Raw genomic sequence first — 26,188 nt, forward strand, 5'->3', positions numbered from 1 at the left:
CAGGGCGGGTGAGGACAATGCCCGATATCACCACCATCGTCGCGTGCAGCACAGCGCTGTCCTTCATCATGGGGCTGGCGATCGTGCTCGCCTGGATAAAGGACGGCCGCCCGGCGCAGCGAACATGGCTTTCGGTGCCTTTCACGATAGCGATCCCGGCAGGCGTACTGCTGGGCTACCCCGACGTGATGCAGCCGCTATGGGCGATCCGCATCGGCTGGCTGCTGATCCTGCTGGTCTACGTGTCGGCCTGGCAGGCCGCGCGGGTTTCAGCCGGAAGATCCCCGGTGCTGGTCCTGCCGCTACTGGCCTGTTTCGGGTGCTTTGCGTTTTCGCTGACGTTCGCCAGCCACACAGACCCCACGCAGATGTTCTCGATGATGCCCCGCATCGCCCTGATGGCCGCCTTCAACGCCTTGATCGCGCGGGAATTCAAGCGAATGCGGGCGCCGGAATTGCCTTCGGCCAACATCCTTTACGGCATCTTCGCGACCTTTGCGATGATCGACGTGCTGCGCCTGCCGTTCTCGCTTTCGCTGCCCGCCCCGCTCGGCCCCCTGCCCCCGACTGCGCCGACCATCATCTTCTTCAATCTGGAGATCGTGATCGAAGGCATGTTGCTGGGCCTGTTCATGACCGCGCTAGGACGGGAACAACTGGCGGCGCAACATCTGCGGCTGGCGCAAGTCGACCCGCTCACCGGAATCGGCAACCGGCGTGCGCTCGATGCGCATATGGCAGGGCTTCCATCGTGCCGGACGGGCAAGGTCCGCGCGATGGTCGCACTCGATATCGACCATTTCAAGACCATCAACGACCGGTACGGTCACGCTTTCGGAGATCGTGTGATCATCGGGGCAGCTGAGGCCGCGCGATCGATATTTGGCAGCGACTGCGTTTTCCGGATTGGTGGCGAGGAATTTCTGGCGGTGCTGGATGCCGACGATCACGTCGCCGTCTTCACGCAGGCGGAAAGGATGCGCCATGCCTTTGCAGCCATGCGCCATCACCTCGACGATACGCATGACAGCGCGACGATGAGCCTGGGCATCGCACTTTTCGAACATCCCGGAGACGAGGAGCGCTGGGATGCCGTTCTCACCCGCGCCGATGAAGCGCTCTACGAAGCCAAGCGCGCCGGACGCAACCGAACCATGACCGCAGGGCTTCTGCCCAGCGTCGACGATCTGCCGCCGTCAGCTTCGGCGCTGGCGCCTTCGGAAAAGAACGCGCCCGTGCCCATCGATCTTGCACGGAAACGGCGCCTCGCCCAGCTATAGGGCGGCCGGTCGCGTCATTCCTTGTGGGGTAAGTAAAGGGGGCGAAAGGACGGGCGCCGCGCCTCTGCCGGTTGGCAGGCACGGCGCCGTCGAAGCCTGGGTGATCAGCCCTGTGCCCCGCGCGGGAAATCGCTGCGGCGGTAGAGGCGGCGAATGTCACCGATCTGGAGCATCCGGTCGCCGTCCTTCTGGATGGCGTAATGGGCCTGCTCATCATCATTCAGATGCATGACGTAGCGGATCAGGTTGGCCGTGGTATCGCGGCGAATGGCCTTGAAGAAGTTGAGCACACCGCCGCCATCGTTGGTGCGGTGCAGTTCGGCGCTGTCGTCCCAGCCGGGTACTTCATCAAAAGGACCACCCTGAATCGTGGTCGGGTTGTCGCTCATCTAAACGTCCTCTCAATTGGCAATGGCATGTCTATAGAATCGTGAACGTGCAAAGGCGCACACATGTTGCATGCTCTTCCTGCACGCACACACCTGAATCAAACAGGAACGCAACCGTCAGGCAAGCACACCTTCGTGCAGACGCACCACGCGATCCATGTGCGCGGCCAATCGCTCGTTATGAGTCGCGACAAGTGCCGCGCTGCCCTGGCCGCGCACCAGTTCGAGAAACTGCGCAAAGACCTTGTCGGCGGTGCTTTCGTCGAGATTGCCGGTCGGCTCGTCGGCCAGCACCAGCCGGGGCTTGTTCGCCAGCGCACGGGCCACCGCCACGCGCTGCTGCTCGCCGCCCGACAGCTTGCTGGGCCGGTGGTCGAGCCGCTGGCCAAGCCCCAGCGCGGTGAGCAGTTCGGTGGCGCGCGCCTCGCACTCGGGCCGCGAACGCCCGGTGATGAGCTGGGGCAGCACCACGTTCTCGATCGCGTTGAAATCGGGCAGCAGGTGATGGAACTGGTAGACGAAGCCGATATAGTCGCGCCGTACCGCAGCGCGCGCATCCTTGCCCAGCTTCGAGGCATCGATCCCGGCGATCTCGATCCGCCCGCCGAAACCGCCTTCGAGCAGGCCGATCGCCTGCAGCATCGTCGACTTGCCCGAACCCGAAGGGCCCAGCAGCGCGACGATCTCACCGGGGCGGATGGTCAGGTCCACGCCACGCAGCACGTCTATGGTAACACCGCCCTGCGAGAAGCTGCGGGTCAGCCCTTCGAGGCGCACGGCAGGCCCGGCCTCCATGGCAGCCGAAGGCACGTCAGCGGCGGAAACGGGGGGGCGGAAACGGTCACATCATTCATAGCGCAGCACCTGCACGGGATCAGTGCTCGCCGCCTTGAAGGCCGGGTAGAGCGTGGCGAGGAAACTGAACACCAGCGACATCACGCAGATCACCGTGATCTCCACCGGATCAGGCCGCGAGGGCAGTTCTGTCAGGAAACGGATCGAGGGATCCCACAGGTTCTGCCCGGTCACGATCTCCACCGCGTGGACGATCGGCTGGCGGAAATAGAGGAACACGAAGCCGATGCACACGCCCGCCACCGTGCCCATCGCACCGATGCAGAAGCCGGTGGTCACGAAGACCTTCAGCAGCGAACGGCGCGTCGCCCCCATCGTGCGCAGGATCGCGATATCGCGCGTCTTGGCCCGCACCAGCATGATCAGCGAGGAGAGGATATTGAACACCGCCACCAGCACGATGATCGACAGGATCGTGAACATCGCCACGCGCTCCACCGCCAGCGCCTCGAACAGCGAGGAGTTGATCTGCCGCCAGTCAGACACTTGCGCGAGCCCCGCCAGTTCGCGTTTCAGCGGGGCGAGGATCGTGCCGACATCGTCGGGGTTCTTCACCGAAACCTCGATATTGCCGATAGTGTCACCCATCAGCAGCAGTTGCTGGGCGTTGGCGATCGGCATCACGACGTAGGACTGGTCGAAATCATAGATGCCGATCTCGAAGATCGCGGAGACATGATAGGCGACCTGACGCGGCACCGTGCCGAAGGGCGTGGCGCGGCCTGCCGGGTTGATGATGGTGATGACATCGCCCACCTGCGCGCCCAGATCGCGCGCCAGTTCCGAGCCGATCGCCACATTCTCTGCGCCCGGTTGCAGCGAGCCGATATCGCCAGCCGTCACCTTGGCATCCAGATTGTGGATATCCGCCTGCGTGTTGCCGCGCAGCAGGATCGCCTCGGTCCTGCCGTTGAACGTCACCATCAGCGGCTGCTCGATCAGCGGCGAGGCATGCGTCACGCCCGGCGTCTTGCGCACCTGCGTCACGATCTGCTGCCAGTTGTCGAGCCGGTTGCCGTAGCCCTGTACAATCGCATGGCCGTTCAGCCCGACGATCTTGTCGAACAGTTCGCCGCGAAAGCCGTTCATCACGCTCATCACGATAACGAGCGCGGCCACGCCCAGCATGACCGCCACGAAACTGATCCCCGCCACGAGCGCAATGAAGCGCTCGCCCTTGCCGGGCATCATGTAGCGTTTGGCGATGGTCCATTCGAAGGAAGAGAGGATCAAGCGTCAGGTCCGCCTGTGATCGGGATTGATAGAAACGCGCCTTACGGTGCAGGCAGGGCACTGGCAATGCCCCGATGGAGCGATGCCGGACGGCGATGAACTGCGCGAGACGCCCTTGCGAGAGGATGAACACGCAGGGGAAAGCGGAAATACGGCGGATACGTCAAGGCGAATACCGGACAGCAACGTGACAGCGGCAGGAGCATAGCGGGCTTCCCAAACCCGCGCGATCCGCGAAAGTTCCCGCCTTTTTCGCCGTCATCGCCCTGTCAAAAGCACGGGTCAGGACACAGTGGGGCAAACTGTCTGCCCTGCCCCTTGCTTTTCCGGGCGATCCCAGCCAAATGCGCGGCACATTGTGAGCGGCAAGCGGGCCCTACGATTCCATGAACATGACACACCCCTTTCTCGATGCCGACGGGGACAAGCTGCGCGAAGAATGCGGCATCTTCGGCGTTATCGGTGCCAACGAAGCTGCGGCCATCACGGCTGCGGGCCTTCATTCCCTGCAACATCGCGGACAGGAAGCGGTGGGCATCACCAGCTTCTCGGGCTCCGAATTCCACTCGCACCGCGGCCTTGGCCACGTGGCGCAGGTGTTCCGCCACAAGGAACTGGAAACGCTGCCCGGCCGCATGGCCTCGGGCCACGTGCGCTATGCCACCACCGGTGGCTCGGGCCTGCGCAACGTCCAGCCGCTGTTCGCGGATCTGGCCGCCGGCGGCTTCTCGATCGCGCATAACGGCAACATCTCCAACGCGATGACGCTGAAGCGCGATCTCGTGTCGAAAGGCTCGATCTTCCAGTCGACCTCCGACACCGAGGTGATCATCCACCTCGTCGCGACCAGCCGCTATCCCACCCTGCTCGATCGCTTCGTCGATGCCCTGCGCATGGTCGAGGGCGCCTATTCGCTGATCTGCACCACTGCAGAGGGCATGATGGCCTGCCGCGATCCGCTGGGCATCCGTCCGCTGGTGATGGGCCGCATCGGCGATGCCATCGTCTTCGCTTCGGAAACGGTCGCGCTCGATATCGTCGGTGCCGAGTTCATCCGCTCGATCGAGCCGGGCGAACTGGTGCAGGTGGATCACAAGGGCGTGATCTCCAGCCACCGCCCGTTCGGCGATCCCTCGCCGCGCCCCTGCATCTTCGAGCACGTCTATTTCAGCCGTCCCGATTCGGTGATGGATGGCCTCTCGGTCTATCAGGTGCGCAAGCAGATCGGCGTCGAGCTGGCCAAGGAAGCCTTCGCCGATGCCGACGTGGTGATCCCGGTGCCCGACAGCGGCGTTCCGGCCGCCATCGGCTATGCCCAGCAGTCCGGCATTCCGTTCGAGCTTGGCATCATCCGCTCGCACTACGTGGGCCGTACCTTCATCCAGCCGGGTGACGCGGCGCGCCATGCCGACGTGAAGCGCAAGCACAACGCCAACCGCGCCATCGTGGAAGGCAAGCGCATCATCCTGATCGACGATTCGATCGTGCGCGGCACCACCTCGAAGAAGATCGTCGAGATGATGCGCGATGCCGGCGCTGCCGAAGTGCACATGCGCATCGCCAGCCCGCCGACCGAGCATTCGTGCTTCTACGGCGTCGACACGCCCGAGCGCTCCAAGCTGCTCGCCGCGACCATGGATGTCGAGGCGATGGCCGAGTTCATCCAGGCCGACAGTCTGGCCTTCGTCTCGATCGACGGCCTGTACCGTGCGGTGGGCGAGGAAAAGCGCAAGTCGAAGTGCCCGCAGTTCTGCGATGCCTGCTTCACCGGCGACTATCCCACCAAGCTGACCGACTTCGCCGAGCGCGATTTCCCGGCACCGGTCAAAGTCGGCAAGGTCGCCTGAGGCCTTGACCGAGGCAGCGCCTGCCGACCTGAACGTCGACCTGAGCGGCCAGATCGCGCTTGTCACCGGCGCCAGCCGGGGGATCGGCGCGGCCACCGCCATCGCGCTGGCCGCCGCCGGTGCGCATGTCGTGCTGACCGGGCGTGACACCAAGGCGCTGGAAGCGGTCGAGGAGACCATCTTCCAGGCCGGTGGCAACGCCACCATCGCGCCGGTCGATCTGGCCGAGCCGGACGGCGTCGCCCGGCTCGCCAGCGCGCTTGCAACACGCTGGGACCGGCTCGACATCATGGTGGTGAATGCCGCCATCCTCACCGAGCTGACCTCGGTGGTCGATATCGACCAGCGCGCCTTCAACAAGGCACTGACTACCAACGTGCTGGCCACGCAGGCGCTGATCGCCAACTTCGATCCGCTGCTGCGCCTCAGCCCCAATGCGCGGGTGATCGGCCTCACCTCCAGCGTCGCCCAGCGCCCCCGCGCTTACTGGGGCGCCTATGGTGCCACCAAGGCCGCATTCGAGGTGCTGCTCCAGTGCTATGCGCAGGAGGTCGAGAAGACCTCGCAGATCCGCGTTGCGGTGCTCGATCCCGGCGCCACCCGCACCGCGATGCGCGCCCGCGCCTATCCGGGCGAGGCCCCCTCCTCGGTCAAGCCGCCCGAAGCGGTCGCCGACGCGGTGCTGGGCCTGCTGGGGCAGAACTTCCCCACCGGGCATCATCTGGCGCTGAACCAGCCCAAGTAAGTCACCGCGCGAAGCTTCCGCCCCGGTAACGCGCCACGGTAACGCGATAGTAACCCTTTCTTGCGAGTCTCGATTTTGGACACTGCCGGGTACGCCGGATGTGACCGAACCGAACCGCAACACGGGCAGCTTTCATGATCGAACGCACGCAAACCGAAGCCTATGCGCACGCCGCGCAGGAGGACCGCAGCGCGCACCGCAGCCGCATCTCGATCCCGGCGACCCTTCGGGCCTCGGGCGGCAAGACATTGCAGACCGCCGTGCGCGATCTCTCGCTCTCGGGCTACTCCGCCACCGCCATCACCCGCATCGTGCCCGGCACGATCTGCTGGCTGACCTTCCCCGGCATGGAAGCGATGCGCGGCAAGGTGGTGTGGTGGAACAACGGCCACGTCGGCTGCGCCTTCGACCGCCTGCTGAGCGAGGACGAACTGGCAGCGCTGAATACGCGATGGGATGGGCGTTAGTTTACTCGCAGCTCCTCAAACGGTCGGGGCTCAACTACTTAGCGGCATATCGTGATGCTGCAGAAGGATTGAGGCGATAGCCGTCAGGTGTCCTGATCATATCTCGGCTCAGCGGGATGGACCGATTTTCAATGACAGGCAAAGAGAGCGGCTTCCAGTTCGCACGAACGTTGGCCATCGCGGAGTTCCGAAACCGAGTAGCTGCGGCTTCATCCTCTCCTCTCAGGAACATAAGCCAAACGCGACCAAGATGATCGCTCTGGTCCATGATCACCGCCCACGTTTCCTCATCAGTTGAACCTCGCCATACCGCGGCATGAACAGTCATTTTGGCCTGCGGCATATCGCGGCCTAGTTCAGCCAATTCCTCGTCGCTGCTCGCATCGAGATGGCCGCCAGCCGCTTTCGCCGCTTGCCGCAAGATTGACAGCAGTTTCGCTCGCGCGCCCGCAGTCGGAACGGCTATCTCGTAAGCAGCGACTGTTTGCGAACTTCTTTCAGAACGTTTCGGGTGGCACCCTGCACATGACAGCACTATCAACACCAGAGCAGCGACGAAGCGCACGGACTTCCCCCTACCCCTTCACCAACGTCACTTGCGCCACGTCGATGCCGCCGCCCATGAAGCCGCCTTCGCAGTACATGAGGTAATAGCGCCAGAGGTCCACGAAGCGGCTGTCGAAACCGGCGGGCAGGCGTCCGTCCTCGACTGCGCGGTCGAAGTTTTCGCGCCATTCGTAGAGCGTGCGGGCATAGTCGAGGCCGAAGCCGTGGCGGTTCTCCCACGAAAGGCCGCGCTCTTCGGCGAGTGCGCGGAATTCGGGCTCGTCGATCAGCATGCCGCCGGGGAAGATGTAGGCCTGAATGAAGTCGGCACTGTGGGCGTATGATTCGAACAGTTCGTGTCGGATCGAGATGAACTGGATCGCCGCGCGTCCGCCCGGCTTCAGGTTCTTCGCCACGCAATCGAGGAAGCTGGGCCAGTAGGAGCGCCCCACCGCTTCCACCATCTCCACCGAGACGATGGCATCGTACTGGCCCGAGACGTCGCGGTAATCCTGCTTGCGGAAGTCCAGTTCGCCCGGCTCCACGCCTGCCGGATCGGGCACGCGCTCGGCGATCCAGCGGCGGCGGGCATAGGTCAGCTGCTCGTCCGAAAGGCTGATCGCATCGACCGAGACCTGATTGCGGCTGGCAAGGAACGCCGCCAGCGTGCCCCAGCCGCAGCCGATCTCCAGCACCTTCGCACCCGGCTCCAGATGCAGCCGCTCTTCGATGGCGGAGACCTTGGCCGACTGCGCCATGTCCAGCTCGCTGAAGAACTGGCCCATGGCGTTGGGGCCTTCCTCCCGCGCGGAATAGAGCGCGCTGGAATAGATCATCGTCTCGCCCAGCCACTGCTCGTAGAAATCGTTGCCGAGATCGTAGTGCGCGTGGATGTTGCGGGCCGACCCCTTGCGGGTGTTGCGGTTCAGCCAGTGCAGCAGCCGTGCGACAAGCCGCCACGGCCCGTGCGCCCGCGCAGTGTCTCCCAGCGCTGTGGCATTGTCCATGAACAGCGCGAACAGCGGCACCGGGTCCGGACTGCTCCATTCGCCCGCTTCCCAGGCCTGATACCAGCCTACCGACCCCGCCGTCGCGAGGCGCAGCAGCGCCTTCCAGCTGTGCAGGTGGACCTCGCAGGTGAAGCCCGGCTCGCGTCCGCCCAGCAGGCGCGCCTCGCCATTGGGAAGCGTCGCCATCACCGCGCCGCGCTGCAACTTGGCGTCGATCCGGTCCAGCATGCGGGCCACACTGCCCGACCACAGCCGCGCCAGCCACTGCGGGCCGACGCCGACGCCGCGTCCTCCGGCAAGGAGTTGCCCACCGCGATCGGGAGTCTGTGCGTTCATAAGTGACCTATGACTCTTTCGCACCGCTGCGGCAATGCGCGAGTGCTGACCTTTCCGTATCTTAACCCCCGAACCTTGCTGCGGTTCTACACGTCATCTCGCGGATTTTGCAGTGTTCCATGCATCGAGCGCACGTTCCCGCGCATCGCGGTGCTCGACGAGGCGCTTCGGGTAGGTCTTCGGCCGGGCGCGGTCCGACGGGTCGTGGATCTCGGCATCGGAAAGCCCCGCCAGTTCGGGCACCCATTCACGGATATAGGCTGCCGCATCGAACTTCTCCGACTGGCTGAGCGGCGCCATGATCCGCACGAACATGTTGGCATCGACACCCGAACCCGCCGTCCACTGCCAGTTTACCGCGTTGCTGGCATAATCGGCATCGACCAGCGTGTCCCAGAACCAGCGCTCACCCTCGCGCCAGTCGATCAGCAGGTGCTTGATGAGGAAGCTGGCAGCGATCATCCTCACCCGGTTATGCATCCAGCCGGTGTGCCACAACTGCCGCATTCCGGCATCGACGATGGGATAGCCCGTGCGTCCGCGCTGCCATGCCCGAAGCGCGGCATCGGCCTCCTTGCCGCTGCGCCACGGGAACCGGTCGAAGGGCTCACGCGCAGAGGTGCCGCCGTAATCGGGGAACTGGCAGATCACATTCTGCGCATAATCGCGCCAGGCGATCTCGGAGAGGAACACGTCCACCGACCCGCCCGCATCGGCCACCGCATGCCAGATTCGCGCAGGCGAGATCTCACCGAAATGCAGATGCGGCGAGAGCATCGAGGTGCCTTCGATCGAGGGCAGGTTGCGCTGGCTTTCGTAGGCGCTCGCCTCGTCCACGAAGGCCCGCAGGTGCTTCATCGCACCGGCCTCGCCCGGCTGCCACGTCTCGCGCATGCCGCCTGCCCAATCGGGCTTTTCAGGCAGCAGCCCCCAGTCGGCGAGCCTATCGGATTTCGGCCATGTGCCGGGCGCGTGAAGCGTGTGTGGACGCGGCTGCGGCTCAGGCGGCGGCATGAAGTCTCGCAAGGCCCGCCAGAACGGCGTGAAGATGCGATAGGGCGTGCCCGCCCCGGTCGTCACCGATCCCGGCGGGGCGAGGTAGTTGCCGTGATGCAGGTGCAGGTCGAGCACTTTGCCCACCGCCCGCTCGGCATTGCGCCACCACGGCTCGTAATGGTGCAGCGCATGGACCTCGCTCGCCCCCACTTCCTCTGCCACATCGGCCAGCACCTTGTCGCAGGGACCGCGTCGCAGGATCAGGCGAGAGCCCTTCTCGCGCAGATCCGCATCGAGCGCGGCCAGCGAATGGTGCAGCCACCAGCGCGAGGCCCCGCCCATCGCCCGGTGCTTCGCGGTCTCGTCATCGAGCACGTAGACGGGGATCACGGGGCCACGTGCAGCCGCCTCGGCCAGCGCGGCCTGATCGGACAGGCGAAGGTCCCGGCGCAGCCAGACAAGTATCGGTTTGGGAGAAGCGGACGCGGAAGGCTTGGTCATCGCGGGGCAACGTGCAAAAGGGCAAGCCGTTCCGCAAGATCGTCTTCCACAGTACCGGACCTTACCCTTTCCATGCCCCCTCACACATCGCCGCCCCGCTGCTTTCGCGCAAGCAGGCCAAGCTCATCGCCATCGTCTGCTGGATCGCCTTTGCGGTGATCGCCGCCGGGATCGCCAGCAACGCCCTGATCGGCTTCGACGTGACCGGCATGCTGATCTGGCGCGACGCCCACCTGCTGCCCACCGGGCCTTACGCGCTATACGGTCTGGCCGTCAGCCTCACGGCGCTGGGCGGGGTGCTGCTGCGCTCGGTCATCACGGTGGCGGCGGCGCTGGTGCTGTGGCGACTGAAGCGCGGCCATGCGGCGGTCCGCTTCCTGCTGACAGTCGTCAGCGGCTCGCTGTTCGGCCTGCTGGTGAAATTCGCGGTCGAGCGGCCGCGCCCGCAGATCGTGCCGCATCTGGTACATGCCAGCGGATCGAGCTTTCCCAGCGGACACAGCCTGAATTCGGCGCTGCTCTATATCACCATGGCGCTGGTCTTCGGCGCGTTTGCTCAAAGCCGCGCGCTGCGTGGGGGACTTGTGGCAGGCGCCGTGCTGCTGAGCCTGGCCATTGCCTGGAGCCGGGTGTGGCTGGGCGTCCATTGGCCCAGCGACGTGGTGGCAGGATTGCTCGCAGGAACCGCTTGGGCCTTCGGCGCCGCCGCGCTGTTCCAGAAGATCGATGCTGCCGCCTCCCCCGGTGGCAGCAAGGCCACGGCTGAGCGATAATTCATCGCCGCGCTCGCAAAACGATCTGGTCAACCGGATACACATGCGCCATTTTCACGGCATGCTTCGCCCTGACGATCAAAGCGCCGATCCCGTATCGCCGCCCCTTTCGCGTAGCATCCCCCTATTTCAAGGACATACTCTCTACCATGACTGACTTCGCGACTCTGCCTTACCGCCCCTGCGTGGGCGTGATGCTTGTCGATGCTTCCGGCAAGGTCTTCGTCGGCAAGCGGATCGACAACCGCGAGGGCGATTTCTGGCAGATGCCGCAGGGCGGCGTCGACGAGGGCGAGGACCTCAAGGACGCGGCGCTGCGCGAACTGTGGGAAGAGACCGGCGTTCGCGAAGAGAATGTCACCATCCTGTCCCGCACGCGCGAGGAGCTGCTCTACGACCTGCCCGACGAGTTGATAGGCAAGCTGTGGAAGGGGCGCTATCGCGGCCAGCGCCAGACCTGGTTCCTTGCCCGCTTCGACGGCACCGACGAGGCCATCGACCTCGAAGCCCACAAGCCTGCCGAATTCTGCGAGTTCAGGTGGATCGAGCCCGACCTGCTCCCCGAGCTGATCGTGCCCTTCAAGAAGCGCGTCTACCGCGCCGTGCTCGACGAGTTCCGGGCGCTGATCTGAACAGGAACGGCAAGGGGGCATTTCGGAGCTGCCCCTTCCCCGGCTCCCCTCTTCCGTTCGTGTCGAGCGTAGTCGAGACACCGCAGCGCTACCGTGTCTCGACTACGCTCGACACGAACGGATTAGGGTCAGCGGCCCTCCACTGTCAGATAAACCGGCCCAATCTCAGGTAAATCGGCGCCGCTGCGCCTCGATCAGTTGTCCGTGACCGCAGGGCGCGAGACAGCCCCGGCATCGACCGCCATCTTGGGTGCAGTCGCCCCACGCGCAATCGCTGCCGTTACCTCGCGCGTGCCTGCGCAGTCCTTGCCGCACAGGTTTTCCAGCCGCGCCAGCGAAGCCCGCGCCTTGTCGGTCGCGCCCTTCTCGGCCAGCGTCACGCCTTCGCCCGAAATCGCCGCGAGATTGCGCGGATCGCGGGCCAGCGCATCGCGATAGTAATGCAGCGCCTTGCCGGTCATGCCGGTCTCGCGCGTGGCACCTGCCAGCGCGACCAGCACGGTGGCGCTGCCCGGCTGCACCGTCAGCGCGGCTTCGTAAGCGCTCACCGCACCATCATGATCCCCCGCAGCCTCAGCCGCCCGACCCTGATCGAGCAGGCTGACGACACGCGGGTCGAGCGTTTCGGGCGGCACCGAAAGCGAAACGGAAGACGTCATCGCGATCGCGAGAGAAAGTGCGACGGCAACGGGGGTATAGCGCATCAACAGGTCCTTGGCCGAGGGCGAGATCCTCTTCATGACCGAAACGCTATCATAGCCTGACGAAGCGTGCGACGAAAAAGCCGTCGGTTCCGTCATGGGCCGGAGACAATCGCATGCCGTCTCCGCGCGGCGTTCCGGCGGGGAGATGCGGCAGCTCCGCACGCCAGCCCGGATGCTCGGCCAGGAACTGCGCAGCGCGGGTCCGTCCTTCGGCGTCGAGCAGTGAACAGGTCACGAAAATCAGCCGTCCGCCCGGCTTCACCAGCCGCGCCGCAACACCCAGCAGGCGTTGCTGGATCGCGGCATAGCGCTCGATCTGGGCCGGTGTCAGCCGCCAGCGCGCCTCGGGGTTACGACGCCAGGTGCCGGTGCCCGAACACGGCGCATCGACCAGCACGGCATCGGCGGCACCGGTGAAGCGCGCCAGCGCCTCGCCCTCGCGATTGGGGTTGAGCAGCACGGTCTCGACATTGGCCACGCCTGCCCGCTCAGCGCGCGGCGGCAGGCGTTGCAGGCGGGCGCGGTCGGTATCCGCCGCGATCAGCGTGCCGCGATTGTCCATCGCTGCGGCCAGAGCCAGCGTCTTGCCGCCCGCCCCTGCGCACAGGTCGATCACCGTCTCTCCGGGCCGCGCCGCCACGACCTCGCAGGTCAGCTGCGATCCGGCGTCCTGCACCTCGATCCGGCCCGAGGTATAGGCCTCGCTCTGTTCGATGCGGGTTTCGGGGGATAGCGCAGGCCATGCGCCGCCGCGACCGGCTCACCGCCCTCGGGCACCGCGCCTTCGCGCAGCGGATTTACACGAACGTCCAGCGGCGCACGATCGAGCAAGGCTGCGGCATCGGCGCCGGAAACCCCGCTCGCCGCCAGCGCCTCGACCAGCCAGTCGGGCGCGATGCCCTCGCTGGCGATCATGTCCCCCGCCGCACGCGGCGCCGGGGCATGGCGGGAGCCATCGAACAGCGCCGCCAGCGCTTCATCGCCCTGCGCGACCCGCAGCATCGCCGCGCGGCCCGAGACCGGCACTTCGCCGCAGGCACGGATCGCGCGATAGGCCAGCTCGCGCACGGCACGGCGGTCTCCACTACCCGCCCAGCGACGGGCGCGGAACCACTCGGTAATCAGCCTGTCGGCAGGTGCCCCGTTCGAGCGGGCGGCGACGATCACGAGGTCAAGCACCTCGATCGCCGCCTGAACACGCGCGGCGGGGGTCATGCCCGGACTACTTTCAGCGCGAGGGGTAGTTCGGCGCTTCGCGGGTGATCGTCACGTCGTGGACGTGGCTCTCGCGAAGACCGGCGTTGGTGATGCGCACGAACTGCGCGCCCTTGAGGTCTTCGATGGTGGCAGAGCCGGTGTAGCCCATCGCCGCCTTGATGCCGCCGACCAGCTGGTGGATCACGTCCTTGGCCGGACCCTTGTAGGCGACCTGACCCTCGATACCTTCGGGCACCAGCTTCATCTGGTCCTTGATGTCGCCCTGGAAGTAGCGGTCCGCCGAGCCGCGGCCCATCGCGCCGACCGAACCCATGCCGCGATACGACTTGTAGGCGCGGCCCTGATAGATGAAGGTCTCGCCCGGCGCTTCCTCAGTGCCTGCCAGCATCGAGCCGATCATCACGGTCGAGGCACCGGCGGCGAGCGCCTTGGCGGCATCGCCCGAGGTGCGCAGACCGCCATCGCCGATCACCGGGATGCCTGCCTTGGCAGCTTCCTCTGCCGCGTCCATGATCGCGGTAAGCTGCGGCACGCCGACACCGGCAACGATGCGCGTGGTGCAGATCGAGCCGGGCCCGATGCCCACCTTCACGCCATCCGCGCCCGCGTCGATCAGCGCCTTGGCGGCTTCGGCCGTGGCGATGTTACCGGCGATCACCTGCGCGTTGTTCGACAGCTTCTTCACGCGCTCGACCGCGCGGGCGACATCGGCGTTATGGCCGTGCGCGGTGTCGATCACGACAACGTCGCACTCGGCGGCGAGCAGCGCCTCGGTGCGCTCGAAGCCCTTGTCGCCCACGGTGGTTGCAGCGGCAACGCGCAGGCGGCCCGCCTCGTCCTTGGTGGCGTCAGGGTAGGTGACGGCCTTCTCGATGTCCTTAACGGTGATCAGGCCGACGCACTTGAAGGCGTCATCCACCACCAGCAGCTTCTCGATGCGGCGGGCATGCAGCAGGCGGCGCGCCTCTTCCGAACCGACGCCGACCTTCACGGTGGCGAGGTTCTCATGCGTCATCAGTTCGCGCACCGGCTGACCGGGATTGGCGGCGAAGCGCACATCGCGGTTGGTGAGGATGCCCACCAGCTTGCCCGAGCCTTCGACCACCGGGATGCCGTTGATCTTGTGCGTCATCATCAGGGCGCGCGCTTCACCCAGCGTGGCGTCGGGCGAGATGGTGATCGGATTGACGACCATGCCGCTCTCGAAGCGCTTGACCGCGCGGACAGCCGCGCACTGCTCTTCGATGGTCAGGTTGCGGTGAAGCACGCCGATGCCGCCCAGCTGCGCCATGACGATGGCCATGTCGGCCTCGGTCACGGTATCCATCGCCGAGGAAACCACCGGGATGTTCAGGCTGATCGAGCGGGTCAGGCGGGTGCGGGTATCGGCCTGGGTCGGCACGATCTCGGACTTGGCAGGACGCAGCAGAACGTCGTCGAAAGTGAGTCCGAGAGGGATATCCATGTGCGCCACCTAAATCTTGCGGGGGAGAATCGTGGCGAGCCATGTAATCAAAGATACCGCCAGAGGCTAGACCCTCATTTCGCGTTTGCGGCAGGGGTGGATGCCCCGATTGCAATGCCAGTTGCAGCGGCAGTTGCCGGGGACGCGGGCACACTGTCGGAGGTCGTGGGCGAATAGCTTTGCGCATCGCCGAACCAGCGTCCCAGCGCGGTGAGCATCCGGGTGTCGTCCGCCGCCCCGCCCAGCGGCCCCAGATGCGCCACATCGTCGATCGGGCGATGATACGGCCCCTCGAAGAAAGCGCGCAGACGCGACAGTTCGCCATAGGCCGTCGTCACCATCACCGCAGGCACATCGTGCTGGAGCAGCGCCCAACCATCCTGACGGCGCACATATTCGTTGGCGTCGTTATTCTGGACGATCTTCACCTTCTGCGCCTTCGCCACTTTCTCGATCTCGGGATCGAGCGCCGTCATCCCGCGCCCGACGATGGCGAACGGTGTGCCGTGCGGGGCGATCGCGGGCGAATCGATGTTGAAGGCCGCCACGAAGCGATCGAGCGGGATCGGCGGATTGTCGGCAAAGGCATGGGCGCCCAGCAGCCCGGACTCCTCGCCCGTGGTCGCCATGAAATAGATATCGCGATCGAGCTGCGGCCCCCTGGCAAGCTGGCGGGCGACTTCGGTAAGCGCCGCAACGCCACTGGCATTGTCGACCGCACCGTTGCAGATCCGGTCCGGCGCGCCCGCCGCCGCACATTCGCCGAAGTGATCCCAATGCGCCAGAAACAGCACTGCGCCCTGCGAGGGATCGCGCCCCGGCAGCTTGCCGATCAGGTTATGGGTATGGATCGTTGTCTCGGTCGTCGTCGCCTCCAGCGAGACCGCAATATCCAGCACGCGCGGCACGAAGCCCGGCGCCGCGGCTTTCGCTTCCAGCTTCTGGAGCGAAAGGCCTGCGTGGGCGAGCAGTTCGGTCACGCCCTCGCGCGTGGCGTAAGCCTCGATATCGCTGTCGAGCCCCTCGTCGGCCAGGGCATAGCCCGAACGCTCGCGGCGCGCCGCCACATCGGCCAGCGTGCGATGCCCGTCGAGCACGGTCAACACCGCCGCCGCGCCCTTTTGCAGCAGCATGTTCTGACGACTGCCGTCCGTACCGTCGCCATCGAGCAGCAGCGCCACGCGCCCCGCCAGTTCGGCGCGGGTCAGCTCAGCCCCCTGCCCATGCCCGACGAACAGCAACGGCGCGCTGCTTACCATCGCACGCTTGCCCCAGGTCAGTGCCAGAACGGACTTGCGATCGAACGGCACCGCCCGGCCCTTGCGCCAGAAGCGTGCGGTGGAAACGGCAGGCTCGCGCACCAGCAGCGTCACCGGCGCGAACCACTCGTTACCCGGATCGTTGGTGCCCGAGACGAGGCCGATATCGAACCATTCCTTGCCGAGATAATGGAGCGTCTTCGTCTCGCCCTTCGTGCCCGGCTTGCGACCGTCGAAGTCATCGCTGGCAAGCACGCGAATATCGGCGAGCAGACGCGCTTCGATATCCCGGCTGTCCTTGTCGATGCGCGGACGGGCAGAAAGCGATCCGCTCGCCGTCAAGGCCGCGGCAAGAACCGCAACAGCAAGTGCACGCAGCCCGCGCCTTGCGGTGCTGCCGAAATACTGCCCCTTGTTGCCCGTATGCCCTCGCATGGTCGTTCTATAAGCGCATTCCATCGCACTTGTCAGGCATGCAACTGCCGTTTTGCGTTGCATGGAGTGCGCTTCGCACTCGGTCCATCGCATTTTGCGTCCCGGCAGCGGGACGGGAGCAAAAACGGCCCGCAGGGATTACAGCGCGACCGGGCTCGGCTAGAGTTCCGATCACAGGGTCAGGCAGATCAGGCGGGGACACGAATATGCGGCTCAATCAGTTCAATCCGGCGAACATTCGCGTCAGTCAGGGTGAAGGCGGCGGTGGCGGATTTCCCGGCGGTGGCGGCGGCAAGCTGGGCTGCGGCACGCTGGTACTGGTGCTGATCGGCGCGGTCGTGTTCGGCGTCGACCCGCAGCAGATGCTCGGCACGATCGAGAGCGTCCAGACCGCGACGCAAGGCGGCAGCGGCGGCCAGTCGCCTACCTCCTCCGCTCCGGCGGCAGGCACCACCGACGTCACAAAAATCTGCACCCAGAACGCCTATGCGACCGAAGCCTGCAACGCGCTCGATTCGCTCAACCAGACCTGGCAGCCGCGCTTTCAGCAGGCCGGCATCGCGTTCGAGCAGCCCATGCTGTACTTCTACAACGGCACCAGTCGGTCCGGCTGCGGCGTGGCGCAGGCGGCGATGGGGCCATTCTACTGCCCGGCCGATCAGGGCATCTGGATCGACACCAGCTTCTACGACGAACTTCAGCAGCAGCTCGGCGCCAAGGGCGATTTCGCGCGATATTATGTCATGGCCCATGAATATGGCCACCACGTCCAGCACCTGACCGGGCTCGACACCAAGGTCCGCCGCGAACAGCAGGCGAACCCGCAAGCCGCCAATTCGCTACAGGTGCGCATGGAGCTTCAGGCGGATTGCTATGCGGGCGTCTGGGCCGCGCGCAACCGCGATCTGATCGAGCCGGGCGACATGGAGGAAGGCATGCGCGCCGCCAGCGCCATCGGCGACGACACGCTGATGCGCAATGCCGGGCAGGCCGTTAACGCCGAGCGCTTCACCCACGGCACCAGCGCCCAGCGCATGGAATGGCTCAAGCGCGGGCTCGACACCGGGAACGAGGACGCCTGCGACACGTTCGCCTCATGAGACAGGGTGCGGAACCGGTTGGCCGGCTAGGAGACAATGTGACTACCATGCGCAAGTTCGTCGGTGCCGCGGGGGGCGCGGCTGCCGCTCTGGGGCTGCTTATCGCGCCTGCGGCCAGGGCTGCCGATCAGCGTCCGATCACCGACCGCTCTCCCGATGCGATGGATGTCGCCAAGACCCCGGTGAACGATCTCAACCTCGATCAGCGCAAGATTCCCCAGTTGCTGATCGAGGCGGAAACCAGGCCCTACGACCGTGACGGCCTGAACAACTGCACCAGCATCACCGCTGCCGTCGATGCCCTCGACGATATTCTCGGCCCCGATCTCGACCTGCCGCAGGAAGAGCGCGACCGCATCAGCGCCACCCGCGTCGCGAAATATGTCGTCGCCTCGTTCATCCCGTTCCGCAGCCTCGTTCGGGAAGTCTCCGGCGCACGCAAGCACGATGACGAAGTAACCGCCGCGATCCAGGCGGGGCTGGCCCGGCGCGGGTTCCTCAAGGGCCTTGGCGAAGCGCGCCACTGCGCCTACCCTGCCTCTCCCGCCACGCCAAAGGTGATCGCGGCCTACAAGGCGAAGTTCGAGAAGGAAGACCGCGAAAAGGCCGCGAAGAAAGCCAAGGCCGAACAGGCGGACGCCGCCAAGAATGAAGAGCGCAAGGCCCGCTCGCCCAGCTGACGTCAGACGGGCTTCCTCTCAGCGCACCAGTACGCCCACCAGCACGGCGGCGCAGACCAGCACCAGAAAGCCGTTGAACCCAGCAGCAACCATGTCGGCAGGCGCGCCATGTCCGTGCGCGGCCTAGGCACCGCGCCACCGATCTCGCGCCAAACGCCTGCCACGAAGCAGAATCCTGCGAAGATCAGCAGGAGGACAGCCGTCGCCGTGGCCAGCCAGTGCGCGATCTCGCCATCGAGCAGCGCCTTCGCCCCCACGCCCGAGGCCAGCGCCGCCAGCCCGGTACGCATCCACGCGGCATACGTCCGCTCCGAGGCGAGCAGTGTGCGGTCCGCCGCCAGTTGCGTGCGGCGGTCCGTACTGTCCTTCGGGTCGCTCGCCATCGGTGATTATCTCAGAGCGGCAGGCCCTTGCGCATGTCGCGCGCGACAACCAGCAGGAACACGCCGCGCACGCCCAGCGTGATCGCGACGATACCAGCCAGAAAGGCGAGGCTCACCAGCGGCCCTGCGAACATCAGGATCAGCCCGAGAAGAACGTCGAGCACACCCATGCCGATGCGCCAGCCGCGATCGTGACGCGCCTTGAACCCTGCGGCCAGTTGCAGAACACCCGTCACCAGCAGCCACACGCCGATGGCCCAGACCAGCGAGACCGCGCCCGCCAGCGGATTGAACAGCGAGACCAGCCCCGCGATCAGCGCGACCACGCCGAGCCCGATCTCGATCCAGCGCGCCCGGCTGGACATCGCGGTGAAGCCCGAAGCAATCGCCGCGATGCCGTAAAGCGTCAGCACCAGCCCGATCACGAGCCCGGCGGCGACACCCGCAATGGCCGGTTCGACCAGCACCGCCAGCGCGATCAGCAACAGAACGATCCCGTAGGCGAGCACCCAGGCCCAGCCGGAAGGCTCGCGCGCGGCGGCGGACACCAGCGGATCGGCATTGAGCGAGGGATCGAGAGTGGGGTCCATGTGCATCTGCACCATGCGCAATCTCCGATGGAATATGAGGTCGGTTCCCCACTGCAACGTCCATCGGCGCGCCGGGTTTCCGCGCTGCCCGACACAAAACATACCACCCACCATCCGAAATGCGCAGAAACACTTGCAGCCGGTTAGCGGCGTGTTAGCCTGAACGGCCATCCTCGGAAGCCTTGGGAGGCCAGCCGCATATGGAAAATCCGGGCACAACGCCTCTGGCCGCGCCGCATTCGGCGCCCTCCACCAGCACGACCTCGCTGGCCGATCTCCAGCGCGCCATGCTGGACACCACGCCCGACTGCATCAAGGTCATCGCGCCGGACGGCAATCTCGTCACGATGAACCGGGCAGGCTGTGTCGCACTGGGCGTCGATCCCGCATCCGGCTTCGGCATGCCGTGGGCGCCGCTGCTCCCGCCCGAAATCCAGGTGGCAGCCGAGGCGGCGCTGGAAAGGGCGCGCGCAGGCCATGTCGCCCGCTTCTCCGGCCGCAGCGAGTTCAATGGACTGGTGTTCTACTGGGACAACCTGCTCACCCCGGTCCTCGATGCGGATGGCGGCACGTCCACCATCCTGTGCGTCTCGCGCGATATCACCGAAACGACGCTGCTCGAACGCCAGCTCGAAGAGGCGGTCGCCCGCGAAAAACTCATGGCGCGCGAGATCGCCCACCGGATCAAGAACCTGTTCTCGGTCGTCTCCAGCCTGTCCCACTTCGCCGAGCGCGAGGCCCGTAACAGCAATGGCAGCAAATCACCGATGGCGCTGTTCCGCGCCAAGGTGGAAGCGATCTGGCGCTCGTTCGACGCGGTATTCTCGGACAATGCCGCGCGCGGCAGCGACTTTGCCCACCTCGACCTGCAAACGCTGCTGATCTCGGTGCTCCAGCCCTACTACAGCCAGTGCAGCGTCCACGGCGACAGGGTGAGCCTGCCCGAGACCTATCTCTCCACGCTCTCGCTCGTCACGCACGAACTGATGACCAACGCGGTGAAGTACGGCGCGATCTCCCGCCCCGATGGCGAGGTGAACCTGCACTGGAGCGCGCACGAAGGGATTCTCGATCTCGTCTGGGAAGAACGTGGCGGCCCACCGCTTGTCGCAACGCCCGAGCATCGCGGCTTCGGCAGCGACCTCATCGACCGCCTCCTCGCCACAGCTTCCGGCACGATAACGCGCGAATGGGCCGAACAGGGCCTCACCGCGCGGATCAGCCTGCCGTTAAGGCCTTGACGACAGGGCCTCGACCGAACCTTCGCCGTTTGTATCTTCGGCATGCGGCCCGCACTGCGCCGGGCCAAGCGCAGCCGCTCGCACAGCGGCGACAAGATAGATCAGCACCAGCAGCCCCGGACAACACGCAAACGATGTCCGCGGGAACGAGTCGACAAACACAATCGCGATAGCCGCAATGACAGGTAGCGCGATCGCTGTCGCGACCACCGAGCGCATCGGCCGATCACGGTCCCAGACAGCCAGATCGACCGGCAAAGACCCAAAGGTTCGGCTCGCCGCCAAGCCCGCCAGCAGGCCAACGATGGCCAACATCAGCGCTAACAGCGTGGCCCCGATGAGCGTGGGGCCAAACCCGCTGACGCACCATGGCAGACGTCGCTCGTCGAGCACTTCCGCATAGACCGCATCCGCCCAGATCATCGCCAGCGCCGCCGCGCCTAACAGCACGAAGGTCGCGCGTTGTGACGGCGTTGCCAGCCAGCGACGACCAGTGTTAGGAAAAGCGGCCCATAACCCCAGCAATGCAAGGCCACACAATACGGCAGCCAGACCGCCCTGCATCAACGGGTGCCGCCAGGTTTTCAGCGCAGCCAACTGGTCCCACACCGCCTTGCCGACGAGCCTGTCATGCACGCAGGCGGCGGCCTTGATCCTCGGCGCCAGCACAGTGTCGCGATAGACCGGAAACGAAAGACCGCCGGCGAACGCGAGTCCGCCAGCGGCCATAAATATGCTTGCAAGAGCGGGCACCCCGAGCGCCCTGCCCAGCTTCATCAGCGCACGCTTCCCGGCTCAGTACACGCGGGCCTTGGGCTTGATGTACTCGACATCGTCGGTCAGCGTGTATTCGTGGACCGGGCGGTAGTCGAGACGGACGTCGCCGCCCTTGCCGCCCCAGCCGTCGAACCAGCCCACGGTGTGCTTCATCCAGTTCGCATCGTCGCGGTTCGGGAAGTCCTCGTGCGCGTGGGCGCCGCGGCTTTCCTTGCGAGCGTGCGCGCCGTGCAGCGTGACAGTCGCCTGCGAGATCAGGTTGTCCAGCTCCATCGTCTCGACGAGGTCGGAGTTCCAGATCAGGCCACGGTCGGTGACCTTGATGTCGCTCATCTTCTTGTAGGTCTCGGCGATCGCCGCCTTGCCCTCGGCCATCAGTTCGTCGGTGCGGAACACGGCGGCGTGGGCCGACATGTTGCGCTGCATCTCGGTGCGCAGTTCTGCCGTCGGGGTGCCACCGTCCGCATAGCGGAAGTGGTCGAGACGGGTAAGCGCGAGATCCGCCGAATCCTTGGGCAGTTCCGGCTGCGCCTTGCCCGGCGTCAGCAGTTCCTTGAGGCGGTGGCCGGTCGCACGACCGAACACCACGAGGTCGATCAGCGAGTTCGAGCCCAGGCGGTTGGCGCCGTGGACCGAAACGCAGGCTGCCTCGCCCACTGCGAACAGGCCGGGCACCACGGTATCCGGGTTGCCGTCGGCACCGATGGTGACGACTTCGCCGTGATAGTTACAGGGAATGCCGCCCATGTTGTAGTGCACGGTCGGCACCACCGGCAGCGGCTGGCGGGTCAGGTCGACACCGGCAAAGATCTTGCCGCTCTCGGTGATGCCCGGAAGACGCTCGCCCAGCACCTTGGCGTCGATGTGATCGAGGTGCAGGTAGATGTGGTCCTTGTGCGGGCCGACGCCGCGACCTTCGCGGATTTCCAGCGCCATCGAACGCGAGACGACATCGCGCGAGGCGAGATCCTTCGCCGAGGGGGCATAGCGCTCCATGAAGCGCTCGCCTTCGGAGTTGGTCAGGTAGCCGCCCTCACCGCGTGCGCCCTCGGTGATGAGCACGCCCGCGCCGTAGATGCCGGTCGGGTGGAACTGGACGAATTCCATGTCCTGCAGCGGCAGGCCCGCACGCAGCACCATGCCGCCGCCGTCACCCGTGCAGGTGTGGGCCGAAGTGGCGGTGTAGTAGCTGCGGCCATAACCGCCCGTCGCCAGCACCACGGCCTGCGAGCGGAAGCGGTGGATCGAACCGTCGTCGAGGCACAGCGCGATCACGCCGCGGCACTCGCCGTTCTCCATGATCAGGTCGATCGCGAAGTATTCGATGAAGAAGTCCGCGTCGTACTTCAGCGACTGCTGGTAGAGCGCGTGCAGCATGGCGTGACCGGTACGGTCGGCCGCGGCGCAGGTGCGCTGCACCGGCGGGCCTTCGCCCATGTTCTGCATGTGGCCGCCGAACGGACGCTGGTAGATGGTGCCATCGGCGTTGCGGCTGAAGGGCACGCCTGCGTGCTCCAGCTCGTAGACCGCAGCGGGTGCTTCACGCACCATGTACTCGATCGCGTCCTGGTCGCCCAGCCAGTCCGACCCCTTGACGGTGTCGTACATGTGCCAGGTCCAGTGATCGGGCGTGTTGTTCTTGAGCGAAGCCGCGATGCCGCCCTGCGCCGCAACGGTGTGCGAGCGGGTGGGGAACACCTTGGTGATGCAGGCGGTCTTCAGACCGGCCTCGGCCGACCCCATGGTGGCGCGAAGGCCCGAACCGCCGGCGCCGACGACGACGGTGTCGTAGACGTGGTCGATGATCTTGTAGGCAGAGCCCGTGGTATTCTCGGACATCAGGCGTGGGCTCCCAGCGCGAGGCGAATGATGCAGAACACGCCGAAACCGGCGCCTGCGAAGGCAAGGAAGTTCAGCAGCGTGATCAGCGCGAACTTGTTGCCGTGTTCATGGACATAGTCCTCCATGGCAACCTGCAGGCCGAGGCGTGCGTGCCAGAAGGTGGAGATGACGAAGAGCGCGATGGCCATCGCCGGGACCGGCTTGACGATCCACTCGATCACCGTCGCATAGCTCATGTTCGGCAGCAGCAGGATCGAGATCACCAGCCAGAGGCCGAGCAGCAGGTTGCCAATGGCGGTGAAGCGCTGGACCAGCCAGTGGCTGACGCCCGTCTTCGCCGAACCCAAGCCGCGCACGCGGCCGATGGAAGTTCCGTTACCCATGTTGTCTTGTCCCCGTCAGCGAAGCAGGATGATCGCCCAGAAGGCGATCGTGAGAACCACGCCCATCACCGGCGAGACGATCGACCAGAAGCGGTTGCTCTTCAGTTCGAAGCCCGCGCCGATATCCAGCACGAAGTGGCGCAGGCCGCTCATCATGTGGGTGAAGAAGGCCCAGCTCACGCCGACCATCACCAGATAGCCGATCGGGGTGGTCATCGCCCAGCTGAACGTCGCGTAGGCGTCCGGCCCTGCGGCCAGCGCGCCCAGCCACCACAGCAGCAGCGCGAGGCCGCCGACAGACGTCGCGCCTCCGCTCACGCGGTGGAGGATCGACACGAACATGTGCGGACCCCACTTCCAGATCTGAAGATGGGGCGAAAGCGGTCGGTTCTTTGTCCCGGCGTTTGCCATGCGCGTACGATTCCCCTTAGCCTGTACCTAGTTCGGCAGGGATGACCCTCTGCCCTTGTTTTCAAGTCCCCTTAGCCAAATCACGCCATGGCGCAAGTTCCGAACGCAAGTTTCGCGCGCATTTCCGGCGCTTTCGGTTGCGGCTGGCTCATGCCCCGGTTTCCGGTGTATGCCGCAAAACCATGGTGTTTCCGCTCCCTCGCCCGCTTCGCCTGCGCCCTGCCGCGCTTTTGCTGATCCCTGCCCTTGCTCTGGCCGCAACGGCAGACGCAGGTATTGCATCCGCCGCAGCGCAACAGGACAAATCGCCCGAGTCGGCAGGGAAGCCGGCGAAGGAGACCGCTGACGACGCAGCCCCCTCGCTACTCAAGGCCTGCGAAGGGCACGATGCCTGGGACTATCCCGCGCCGCCTGTGAAGGTCTACGGCAACACCTGGTATGTGGGCACCTGCGGCATCACCGCGCTGCTCGTCACCTCGCCGCAGGGCGACGTGCTGATCGACGCGGGCGTTGCCGCCGCCGCGCCGCTGCTGCTCGCCAATATCCGCAAGCTGGGCCGGGAGCCGCGCCGCGTGCGGATGATCCTGGCAACGCACGATCACTTCGATCACGTCGGCGGCCTCGCCGCGCTCCAGCGGGCGACCGGAGCGACTGTCGCGGCGCTGCCCGTTCAGGCACGCGTGCTCGCCACCGGCAGGCCGGAAGAGGATGACCCGCAGGCCGGCGATCTGTCGCCGTTCGATCCGGTCAACGTCACCCGCACCCTGACCGATGGCGTACCTGTGACCATGGGATCCTTGCGCTTCACCCCGCATGCCACGCCTGTCCACGCGCCGGGCTCTACCAGCTGGGTCTGGCAATCGTGCGAGAATGACCAGTGCCGCACGATCTCCTACCTCGACAGCGCCTCGACCATATCGGCGGACGGCTACCGCTTCACCGATCACCCCCAGCGCATGGCCGCCGCCCGCCGGGGCCTTGCGACGATGGCGGCCCTGCCCTGCGGCATCCTGCTCACCCCGCACCCCGGCCAGAGCGACATGTTCGAGCGTCTTGCGGGCGAAAAGCCGCTCTACGATCCCTCGGCCTGCCGCACCTATGCGCGCGAAGCGGGCGAGCGGCTGACGAAACGGCTTGCCAGCGAGAGAGGCTGACGGCAGGGAACCGCGCATGAGCTGGAAGATCACCGCCTACGCCCCGCGCCTCGTCATCGAAGCCGCCCTCGTCGCGCATGAAGAGGCGTTCGACTGGGACCCCGGCATCGTCCTGTCCGGCTGCGAGATCGCCGAGGACAAGCCTGAGGACTGGCGTCTGGAAGCCTGGCTGGAAGGCAAGCCGACGGCAGCCGAGAAGAAGGCGATCAGCGCGCTGTTCAAGGACGCCCCGGCATCACCAAGGCGCCCAAGCTGGAAGTGGAGGAACTGCCCGAGACCGACTGGCTCGTCACCAGCCAGGAAGGCCTAGAACCGATCCGCGCCGGGATCTTCCACGTCCACACGCCCGAGCATCCGGCTGCGGACGAGCCGGGCATCGTCGATTTCGAGATTCCTGCCAGTCAGGCCTTCGGCACCGGCCAGCACGCGACCACCGCAGGCTGCCTTGCCATGCTCACGCACATGAAGCGGCAGGGCGTGGTGGTGCGCAACATGGCCGATATCGGCACCGGCACCGGCCTGCTCGCCTTCGCGGCGATGAAGCTGTGGCCGCGTGCCCTATCCCTCGCCAGCGACATCGATCAGGTCTGCGTGACCGTGGTCGAGGACAATGCCGAAACCAACCACGTGCCGATGGGTGCGGGCGCCGGGCAACTGGTGATGACCGTGGCAGACGGCATGGAGCACCCGCTGATCGAGGGGCGCGGGCCTTACGATCTGGTGATCGCCAATATCCTTGCCGGACCGCTGGTCAGCCTCGCGCCCGATTTCGGCAAGGCACTGGTTCCCGGCGGCCATCTGGTGCTGGCGGGCCTGCTCGAAACGCAGGAAGCCTCCGTGCGCGCTGCCTGCCGCCGCGCAGGCCTCCGCCTCGCCGCACGGACCGTCAACGGCGACTGGTCGATCCTGTGGCTGCGCAAACGGTCAAAGGTCTGA

Annotated in this window: 27 protein-coding genes and 1 pseudogene; 12 read left to right on the forward strand and 16 right to left on the reverse strand. The window is 65.8% G+C overall.

Annotation, left to right across the window (positions count from 1 at the left end):
* Nucleotides 1-17 precede the first annotated feature (17 nt).
* The gene (locus CI805_RS12650; RefSeq protein ID WP_260923840.1) at nt 18-1,280 is read left to right on the forward strand and encodes a GGDEF domain-containing protein; all 1,263 of its coding nucleotides are present in this window, start codon (nt 18-20) and stop codon (nt 1,278-1,280) included.
* Between the two features lie 104 nt (nt 1,281-1,384).
* On the opposite strand, the gene CI805_RS12655 is transcribed toward CI805_RS12650, so the two are convergent.
* The 3 genes from CI805_RS12655 to CI805_RS12665 form a co-directional block, all read right to left on the reverse strand.
* The gene (locus CI805_RS12655) at nt 1,385-1,669 is read right to left on the reverse strand and encodes a hypothetical protein (RefSeq protein WP_260923843.1); all 285 of its coding nucleotides are present in this window, start codon (nt 1,667-1,669) and stop codon (nt 1,385-1,387) included.
* A gap of 117 nt (nt 1,670-1,786) precedes the next feature.
* Nucleotides 1,787-2,464 carry an ABC transporter ATP-binding protein gene (locus CI805_RS12660; protein ID WP_260927974.1) on the reverse strand — a complete coding sequence of 226 codons (678 nt, stop codon included), beginning with the start codon at nt 2,462-2,464 and terminating at the stop codon, nt 1,787-1,789.
* Between the two features lie 51 nt (nt 2,465-2,515).
* The gene (locus CI805_RS12665) at nt 2,516-3,757 is read right to left on the reverse strand and encodes a lipoprotein-releasing ABC transporter permease subunit (RefSeq protein ID WP_260923846.1); all 1,242 of its coding nucleotides are present in this window, start codon (nt 3,755-3,757) and stop codon (nt 2,516-2,518) included.
* Between the two features lie 386 nt (nt 3,758-4,143).
* Between CI805_RS12665 and purF the strand changes: the two genes are divergently transcribed.
* The 3 genes from purF (at nt 4,144) to CI805_RS12680 (ending at nt 6,816) form a co-directional block, all read left to right on the forward strand.
* Complete coding sequence (purF, locus tag CI805_RS12670) at nt 4,144-5,604, forward strand: amidophosphoribosyltransferase (RefSeq protein ID WP_260923849.1); 1,461 nt, start codon at nt 4,144-4,146, stop codon at nt 5,602-5,604.
* Nucleotides 5,605-5,608: 4 nt separating this feature from the next.
* Nucleotides 5,609-6,349 carry an SDR family NAD(P)-dependent oxidoreductase gene (locus CI805_RS12675; RefSeq protein WP_260923885.1) on the forward strand — a complete coding sequence of 247 codons (741 nt, stop codon included), beginning with the start codon at nt 5,609-5,611 and terminating at the stop codon, nt 6,347-6,349.
* Between the two features lie 134 nt (nt 6,350-6,483).
* On the forward strand, nt 6,484-6,816 hold the full coding sequence (locus CI805_RS12680) for a PilZ domain-containing protein (RefSeq protein WP_260923886.1): 333 nt from the start codon (nt 6,484-6,486) through the stop codon (nt 6,814-6,816).
* Between the two features lie 34 nt (nt 6,817-6,850).
* Here the strand turns inward: CI805_RS12680 and CI805_RS12685 are convergent, their stop codons facing one another.
* The 3 genes from CI805_RS12685 to CI805_RS12695 form a co-directional block, all read right to left on the reverse strand.
* Nucleotides 6,851-7,381: a hypothetical protein gene (locus CI805_RS12685; protein WP_260923889.1), complete on the reverse strand. Its 531-nt coding sequence runs from the start codon at nt 7,379-7,381 to the stop codon at nt 6,851-6,853.
* Between the two features lie 10 nt (nt 7,382-7,391).
* Nucleotides 7,392-8,708, reverse strand: coding sequence for an SAM-dependent methyltransferase (locus CI805_RS12690; protein WP_260923892.1), 1,317 nt, complete (start codon nt 8,706-8,708; stop codon nt 7,392-7,394).
* Nucleotides 8,709-8,801: 93 nt separating this feature from the next.
* On the reverse strand, nt 8,802-10,205 hold the full coding sequence (locus CI805_RS12695) for a cryptochrome/photolyase family protein (protein ID WP_260923894.1): 1,404 nt from the start codon (nt 10,203-10,205) through the stop codon (nt 8,802-8,804).
* Nucleotides 10,206-10,216: 11 nt separating this feature from the next.
* On the opposite strand from CI805_RS12695, the gene CI805_RS12700 reads away from it, so the two are divergent.
* Entirely contained in the window at nt 10,217-10,978 is a 762-nt protein-coding gene (locus CI805_RS12700) for a phosphatase PAP2 family protein (protein WP_260923896.1), read from the forward strand.
* Between the two features lie 149 nt (nt 10,979-11,127).
* On the forward strand, nt 11,128-11,610 hold the full coding sequence (locus CI805_RS12705; RefSeq protein WP_260923910.1) for an RNA pyrophosphohydrolase: 483 nt from the start codon (nt 11,128-11,130) through the stop codon (nt 11,608-11,610).
* Nucleotides 11,611-11,804: 194 nt separating this feature from the next.
* Here CI805_RS12705 and CI805_RS12710 read toward each other — a convergent pair whose 3' ends face one another.
* The 4 genes and pseudogenes from CI805_RS12710 to CI805_RS12725 form a co-directional block, all read right to left on the reverse strand.
* Complete coding sequence (locus CI805_RS12710) at nt 11,805-12,350, reverse strand: tetratricopeptide repeat protein (protein ID WP_260923913.1); 546 nt, start codon at nt 12,348-12,350, stop codon at nt 11,805-11,807.
* A gap of 13 nt (nt 12,351-12,363) precedes the next feature.
* Nucleotides 12,364-13,529, reverse strand: a pseudogene (locus CI805_RS12715) (RsmB/NOP family class I SAM-dependent RNA methyltransferase).
* Nucleotides 13,530-13,542: 13 nt separating this feature from the next.
* Entirely contained in the window at nt 13,543-14,997 is a 1,455-nt protein-coding gene (gene guaB, locus CI805_RS12720; RefSeq protein ID WP_260923915.1) for an IMP dehydrogenase, read from the reverse strand.
* A 74-nt stretch (nt 14,998-15,071) separates the two neighbouring features.
* Entirely contained in the window at nt 15,072-16,691 is a 1,620-nt protein-coding gene (locus CI805_RS12725) for a M28 family metallopeptidase (protein WP_260923917.1), read from the reverse strand.
* Nucleotides 16,692-16,897: 206 nt separating this feature from the next.
* On the opposite strand from CI805_RS12725, the gene CI805_RS12730 reads away from it, so the two are divergent.
* Nucleotides 16,898-17,791, forward strand: a complete 894-nt coding sequence (locus tag CI805_RS12730; protein WP_260923919.1) for a neutral zinc metallopeptidase — start codon at nt 16,898-16,900, stop codon at nt 17,789-17,791.
* A gap of 47 nt (nt 17,792-17,838) precedes the next feature.
* The gene (locus tag CI805_RS12735) at nt 17,839-18,471 is read left to right on the forward strand and encodes a hypothetical protein (RefSeq protein WP_260927976.1); all 633 of its coding nucleotides are present in this window, start codon (nt 17,839-17,841) and stop codon (nt 18,469-18,471) included.
* 2 nt (nt 18,472-18,473) lie between these two features.
* Here the strand turns inward: CI805_RS12735 and CI805_RS12740 are convergent, their stop codons facing one another.
* Together CI805_RS12740 and CI805_RS12745 are read right to left on the reverse strand one after the other, a co-directional pair.
* Complete coding sequence (locus CI805_RS12740; protein WP_260923921.1) at nt 18,474-18,854, reverse strand: YidH family protein; 381 nt, start codon at nt 18,852-18,854, stop codon at nt 18,474-18,476.
* 11 nt (nt 18,855-18,865) lie between these two features.
* The gene (locus CI805_RS12745; RefSeq protein WP_260923923.1) at nt 18,866-19,459 is read right to left on the reverse strand and encodes an HdeD family acid-resistance protein; all 594 of its coding nucleotides are present in this window, start codon (nt 19,457-19,459) and stop codon (nt 18,866-18,868) included.
* Nucleotides 19,460-19,644: 185 nt separating this feature from the next.
* Between CI805_RS12745 and CI805_RS12750 the strand changes: the two genes are divergently transcribed.
* Nucleotides 19,645-20,685, forward strand: a complete 1,041-nt coding sequence (locus CI805_RS12750; RefSeq protein WP_260923925.1) for a sensor histidine kinase — start codon at nt 19,645-19,647, stop codon at nt 20,683-20,685.
* Here the strand turns inward: CI805_RS12750 and CI805_RS12755 are convergent.
* The 4 genes from CI805_RS12755 to sdhC are packed head-to-tail and all read right to left on the reverse strand — an operon-like array spanning nt 20,674 to nt 24,098.
* Nucleotides 20,674-21,462 carry a hypothetical protein gene (locus CI805_RS12755; protein WP_260923927.1) on the reverse strand — a complete coding sequence of 263 codons (789 nt, stop codon included), beginning with the start codon at nt 21,460-21,462 and terminating at the stop codon, nt 20,674-20,676. The genes CI805_RS12750 and CI805_RS12755 overlap by 12 nt on opposite strands.
* Nucleotides 21,463-21,480: 18 nt before the next feature.
* Nucleotides 21,481-23,301 carry a succinate dehydrogenase flavoprotein subunit gene (gene sdhA, locus CI805_RS12760; protein ID WP_260923930.1) on the reverse strand — a complete coding sequence of 607 codons (1,821 nt, stop codon included), beginning with the start codon at nt 23,299-23,301 and terminating at the stop codon, nt 21,481-21,483.
* Complete coding sequence (sdhD, locus tag CI805_RS12765) at nt 23,301-23,687, reverse strand: succinate dehydrogenase, hydrophobic membrane anchor protein (protein ID WP_260923932.1); 387 nt, start codon at nt 23,685-23,687, stop codon at nt 23,301-23,303. Before sdhD ends, sdhA begins: the two co-directional genes overlap by 1 nt.
* Nucleotides 23,688-23,702: 15 nt before the next feature.
* Nucleotides 23,703-24,098 (reverse strand): succinate dehydrogenase, cytochrome b556 subunit, encoded by a 396-nt coding sequence (gene sdhC / locus CI805_RS12770; protein WP_260923935.1) that lies wholly within the window; start codon nt 24,096-24,098, stop codon nt 23,703-23,705.
* A 182-nt stretch (nt 24,099-24,280) separates the two neighbouring features.
* Between sdhC and bla the strand changes: the two genes are divergently transcribed.
* Genes bla through CI805_RS12780 form a run of 3 tightly spaced genes read left to right on the forward strand, consistent with a single transcriptional unit; the run spans nt 24,281 to nt 26,188 of the window.
* Nucleotides 24,281-25,252: a subclass B3 metallo-beta-lactamase gene (gene bla / locus CI805_RS12775; protein WP_260923938.1), complete on the forward strand. Its 972-nt coding sequence runs from the start codon at nt 24,281-24,283 to the stop codon at nt 25,250-25,252.
* A gap of 16 nt (nt 25,253-25,268) precedes the next feature.
* On the forward strand, nt 25,269-25,562 hold the full coding sequence (locus CI805_RS21125) for a hypothetical protein (RefSeq protein ID WP_409934897.1): 294 nt from the start codon (nt 25,269-25,271) through the stop codon (nt 25,560-25,562).
* Entirely contained in the window at nt 25,511-26,188 is a 678-nt protein-coding gene (locus CI805_RS12780) for a 50S ribosomal protein L11 methyltransferase (protein WP_409934898.1), read from the forward strand. The genes CI805_RS21125 and CI805_RS12780 overlap by 52 nt, the downstream gene beginning before the upstream one ends.

It is taken from the genome of Novosphingobium sp. 9, from assembly GCF_025340265.1.
Lineage (GTDB): Bacteria > Pseudomonadota > Alphaproteobacteria > Sphingomonadales > Sphingomonadaceae > Novosphingobium.